At 77.7% G+C, this 878-nt stretch carries 1 pseudogene; it reads right to left on the reverse strand.

The annotated features are described in order from the left end of the window. Positions 1 to 425 (reverse strand): annotated as a pseudogene (locus G3I19_RS36650) (hypothetical protein); the annotation flags it as partial. Positions 426 to 878 lie beyond the last annotated feature (453 nt).

The following is an 878-nucleotide window of genomic DNA, read 5'->3' on the forward strand; positions in this document are numbered from 1 at the left end:
GCGACGGCGCAGGCGCCGGGCAGCAGTCCGTCGAAGGGGGCGCGGGGAACGGCGGCGGCCGGCGTGTGCGCCGGTTCGGAGCCGTCGGCCTCCGCGCCCCGGGGGACCCGGGCGTACAGCTCGTCGGCGAGCGAGAAGACGTCCCGGTGGCGGAAACGGGCCGCCGTCCGGTCGGTGATCCCGTGCGCTTCGAGACCGGCGGCGATCTCCAGCGGGTCGACGGCCTGTTCGCACAGCTCGCGGTGGCGGTGCATCAGCGCGCGTACGGGGTCGGCGGGCCCTCGGGCGCCCTTGCGCGCGGGGGGCCCGGGCAGCCCGGCCGCCGCACCGAGCACGGCTTCGGAACGGTCGTCCCACGCATCGGCACCCACAGGCGGACGCGGCCCGTCCGGGGGCTGGGGCTCGGTGGTACGGGGGGTGCTCATACGGCGGCCTCTCGGCGCTGGCAGGTGAGTGGGGGCCGAAGACAGAGGGGACGGAAGGGGGGAGGGAAGAGGGGACGGAAGGGGTGGAAGAGACGGAGGTACTGGGACGGCGCGTGAGTACGGGACAGGGGCGCCGCGGGGCGGGGCATGCGCCGGAGCGTCGAGCAGGGCGTACGGGGGCCTGTTCCGGCGGCGCGATCGGCACCGCGGCAGCGGCATACGCTCCGGCGTACGCCCCCCAATGTCTGCGCCCCCTCCGCTATCGACGCCCTCCGGCCCCCGCTCATCGGCCGCCCTCCCCCACCGCGGCCACCGCACCGGCCACCCGCGACATCCGCGCGGCCCCCGCGGGCAAGGCGTCCTACCGCAGCACGTCCCCGGCCTCAGCCCCGGCCCCGGTCATGGAGTTCGGGCCCGCCCCCGGCTCCGGCTCCGCCCAGCTCGGGGTGCGGG

This window comes from Streptomyces sp. SID10853 (assembly GCF_010548145.1).
GTDB lineage: Bacteria > Actinomycetota > Actinomycetes > Streptomycetales > Streptomycetaceae > Streptomyces.